Genomic DNA, 3,995 nt, shown 5'->3' with positions numbered 1-3,995 from the left:
GGCCGCGGTTTCGCCTTTGCGCGCTACAAAAACCTTGCTGCGTATGCCGCCATCGCGCTCGAGGTCGAAGTCGCCCGCGATACGGGCCTGGTGCGCATCACGCGCGCCGTGGCGGCGGTCGACAGCGGGGAAGTCGTCAATTTGGATGGGATCCGCAACCAGATCGAAGGCGGACTGGTGCAATCAGCCAGTTGGACTTTGTGCGAAGAAGCGCAGTTCGACACCATGCACATGACCAGCCGCGACTGGGCCAGCTATCCGATCCTGCGTTTCCCGCAAGTGCCGGAAAGTGTGGAAGTGCATGTGATCGACCGGCCGGGCCAGCCTTTCCTGGGAACCGGCGAAGCGGCCCAGGGCCCAGCCGCGGCTGCGATCGCCAACGCGCTGGCAGATGCGACCGGAACAAGGTTCCGCGACCTGCCATTCAGCCGGGCCCGCGTCCGCGCTACCTTGCAAGTGCGCCGCTAGCGGATTAGCCGAGGTCAACCGGGGTCTGACCCATCGGTTCAGAACCCAGAACTAGCTCGCGCCCTCATCAAAGGTTGATCTATTGCCGCGAACTGATCCGCGGTAGACTTAATCCGCTCGAGCAGTATCCTTGAGCCTGCTTGCGCCCAGCGGTCCTTCCACCCAAAGAAGCGCGTTTAGATGCCGGCGTCCCCCGGAAACAAAACAATAGAAGGTGTTGAGATATGAGCCATAGCCGTTTTCCACCATGGAGATAATCTTTGAAGTTCTCTTTCAGTTCGTGGGTGAAGTCCTTCTTCAAATCCTCTTTGAAGCGCTGGCTGAACTTGGGCTCCACTGTGTGCGAGAACCGTTCCGAAAACCGCCGAACCCATGGCTCGCGGCAATCGGTTACACAATTTTTGGTGTAATCGCAGGCGCGCTCAGCCTATGGGCATTCCCCGCGCTGTTTATCGCCTCTCACAGTGTGCAAATCGTCAGTTTGGTGTTTACCCCCATCATTGCAGGCATGGCCATGGCTGCGCTCGGTGCGTGGCGTCGGCGCCGTGACCAGGATATTATTCGTCTGGATAAGTTTGCTTTCGGATATCTCTTTGCATTGGCAATGGCTATTGTCAGGTTCACCTTTGGCCATTAAGCCGCTACAACGCCTTGAACACGGGCGAAGCTTCCATTCCTTGTCCAAGTTATCCATCATGTCCGGGTCGATTGAGTGGGTCAACTCATGCACCAGGCCGAGTGCCGCCGATTGAACCCCCGATGATAGTGCCGTCCATGTTTTTAACCTCCAATGCAGAGTCAGGATTCCAGATGACCATGTGAGTCCCGGTAGCTCCAACGGAGGCCGCGGCTGCCGTGAAGGGATTCGCGCGAAAGGTGCAGGGTCAGTAAATTGGCGGGGCCCGGCGCCATTACAAGTCCAGTTCAATCCACGTCGGCGCGTGATCGCTGGGTTTTTCCCGCCCGCGCACTTCGCGGTCGACGTCGGACGCCTTCAGCTTGCCGGCGAGTGCAGGACTCAACAGCAGATGGTCGATGCGTAGTCCCGCATCGCGGCCATACGCATTGCGGAAGTAATCCCAGAACGTATAGATCCGCTCGTCGGGATGCATGGTGCGCAGCGCGTCGGTCCATCCTTGTTCCATAAGGCGGTGGAACGCCGCGCGCGTCTCGGGACGGAACAGCGCGTCGTCGACCCAGCGCTCGGGTTTGTAGACATCGATATCGGTCGGCATGACGTTGAAGTCTCCCGCCAGCACGACGGGTGCACCGTTTTCGATCAACTCCGCGCCGCGCGCGATCAGCCTGTCGAACCATTTCAGTTTGTAGTCGAATTTGGGACCGGGCGCCGGATTCCCATTGGGCAGGTACAGGCAGGCGATCGTGACGCCATTGACCGCCGCCTCGATATAGCGGCTCTGCAGATCCTCGGGATCGCCGGCAAGGCCGCGTCCCACCTCATGCGGCGCCTCACCGCGTGCCAGGATCGCAACGCCGTTCCAGCTTTTCTGACCGTGCCATATCGCCTGGTAGCCGGCCGCATTGATTGCAGCTTCTGGGAATTTCTCGTGCGGCGCCTTCAGCTCCTGCAAACAGGCTACGTCCGGCTGTTTTTCGTCGAGCCATTGCAGCAAGGCGGGCAGCCGGCTGTTGATTCCATTGACGTTGAAGGTGGCGATGCGCATGAGTGCTCCGTAGTTGGTCTGACAACGCTATTTTGAGGGCAGAACTGGTTCAACAGCCGCACGAATGGACGTGCGCCGAATAAATTCTACCGAATTTGCAAACCATCGCTGGTTTGCGCAAGATCAACATCATGTTAAACAAGCATTGTTAAGGCATAAGTATCAGCGAAAGAGGCGTACATTGTGCGATGTCTCAGCCTTACATCGAAATCGACCAGGCTCACCGGAGAACAGAATGCGCATCAGCAAATTAAAGCGGGCAATTGCGTTTGTATCGGTCGTGGCTGCAGCCGGACTTGGCTTGGTTCCCGCCCAAGCCGACGAAACCTGCAATTCGCCCTACCTGTCGAATCTGATCAAAGGGCAGGAAGACTTCCTGTACGTGTGGACGCTGGGTGTCAAGGGGATGGGCGACGGCTTCGACAAGCTGGTCACGCTCGACGTCAATCCCGGCTCGAAGAAATACGGGCAGGTGGTGGCGCAGGTGTCGGTCGGCGCGCGAGGCGAGGCGCACCATGCCGGCTTCACCGACGACCGGCGTTTCCTGTGGGCTGGTGGACTGGACGATAGCAAGATCCATATTTTCGACGTTCATTCGGCACCCGGCAATCCGAAGCTGGTCAAAACCATTACGGACTTATCCGCGCGCTCCGGTCTGGTCGGGCCGCATACCTATTACGCAATGCCTGGGCGCATGCTGATCGGCGCGCTGTCGAATGCCAAGGATCGCGGCGGTGCGACCGGTATGGCGATGTACAGCAATAGTGGCGACTTCATCAGTAAATACGACATGCCGACCGCAAATGGGGGCGATGGCCACGGCTACGACCTTGCGATCAATCCGGCGCGGAACGCGATGCTGACGTCGAGCTTCACGGGCTGGAACAACTACATGATGGACCTGGGCACGCTGATGAAGAACCAGTCTGCGATGAAGCAGTTCGGCTCCACGATGGTGATGTGGAACCTGAAAGCGATGCAGCCGGAAAAGGTCTTCAACGTGCCTGGCGCGCCGCTCGAGATCCGCTGGTCACTGAAGGAAGGCGACGATTGGGCGCTCACAACCACTGCGCTGACCTCAAAGATGTGGCTCATCAAAAAGGATGCCAAGGGTGAGTGGCAGGCAAAGGAAGTGGCCACGATCGGCGACCCGGCCAAGATCCCGTTGCCGGTCGACATTTCTATCACGGCCGACAGCAAAGGCCTGTGGGTCAATACTTTCATGGACGGCAGCACGCGCTATTTCGACATCAGCAATCCGGAAGCGCCAAGGCAAACCTACGCCAAACATACCGGCGCACAAGTGAACATGATTTCCCAAAGCTGGGATGGCAAGCGGATCTACGTCAGCACCTCGCTGCTGGAGAACTGGGACAAGAGGGGTAGCGACAACGAGCAATTCGTCAAGCTGTTCGCGTGGGATGGCAAGGAATTGAAAGATGCCTGGGCAGTTGATTTCTATAAGCTCAAGCTGGGTCGTCCACACCACATGAAGCTGGGCGCCAATTCCCTACAGCGCGGCACCGTCGCCGGGCCGGGCGCAGCCGCGCTTGCCGGGAAGTGAGTCGCACGAACGTCCTGCACGGCGCGGCGGCATGGTTGCTGGCGCTGGCTGTGGCCACAACGGCGTCGGCCCAAGTGCCGAAGCTGGGATTCGTCCCGCCGCCGCCGGGTACGTACCGGCTCGAGCGCATCATGCGCGCGCCGCAGGGAATGGTGCTCGACAGCGACGGCAGCGTGCACAAATTTACGGAGTTCTCCACCGGCAAGATCACCGTCTTTTCCTTCATCTACACCTATTGCACCGATCCAAAGGGATGCCCGCTGGCGTACGCCACTTTG

4 protein-coding genes and 1 pseudogene are annotated in these 3,995 nt (G+C 58.9%); 4 read left to right on the top strand and 1 reads right to left on the bottom strand.

Annotated features, from left to right (window positions below):
• Both JWQ61_RS05440 and JWQ61_RS05435 read left to right on the top strand, forming a co-directional pair.
• On the top strand, positions 1-468 hold a 468-nt coding region (locus tag JWQ61_RS05440; RefSeq protein ID WP_304359626.1), incomplete at its 5' end, for a molybdopterin cofactor-binding domain-containing protein.
• A 247-nt stretch (positions 469-715) separates the two neighbouring features.
• Positions 716-1,105 carry a hypothetical protein gene (locus JWQ61_RS05435; protein ID WP_304359625.1) on the top strand — a complete coding sequence of 130 codons (390 nt, stop codon included), beginning with the start codon at positions 716-718 and terminating at the stop codon, positions 1,103-1,105.
• Positions 1,106-1,379: 274 nt separating this feature from the next.
• On the opposite strand, the gene xth is transcribed toward JWQ61_RS05435, so the two are convergent.
• Positions 1,380-2,153 carry an exodeoxyribonuclease III gene (gene xth / locus JWQ61_RS05430; RefSeq protein ID WP_304359624.1) on the bottom strand — a complete coding sequence of 258 codons (774 nt, stop codon included), beginning with the start codon at positions 2,151-2,153 and terminating at the stop codon, positions 1,380-1,382.
• Between the two features lie 235 nt (positions 2,154-2,388).
• On the opposite strand from xth, the gene JWQ61_RS05425 reads away from it, so the two are divergent.
• Both JWQ61_RS05425 and JWQ61_RS05420 read left to right on the top strand, forming a co-directional pair.
• Positions 2,389-3,717: a selenium-binding protein SBP56-related protein gene (locus tag JWQ61_RS05425; RefSeq protein ID WP_304359623.1), complete on the top strand. Its 1,329-nt coding sequence runs from the start codon at positions 2,389-2,391 to the stop codon at positions 3,715-3,717.
• Positions 3,714-3,995 (top strand): annotated as a pseudogene (locus JWQ61_RS05420) (hypothetical protein); the annotation flags it as partial. The gene JWQ61_RS05425 and the pseudogene JWQ61_RS05420, both read left to right, overlap by 4 nt.

This window comes from Collimonas fungivorans, assembly GCF_028292705.1.
Classification (GTDB): Bacteria; Pseudomonadota; Gammaproteobacteria; order Burkholderiales; family Burkholderiaceae_D; genus Collimonas; species Collimonas fungivorans_B.
Note: the sequence above shows the minus strand (reverse complement) of the source record. Positions and strands in the feature narration are given on the sequence as shown.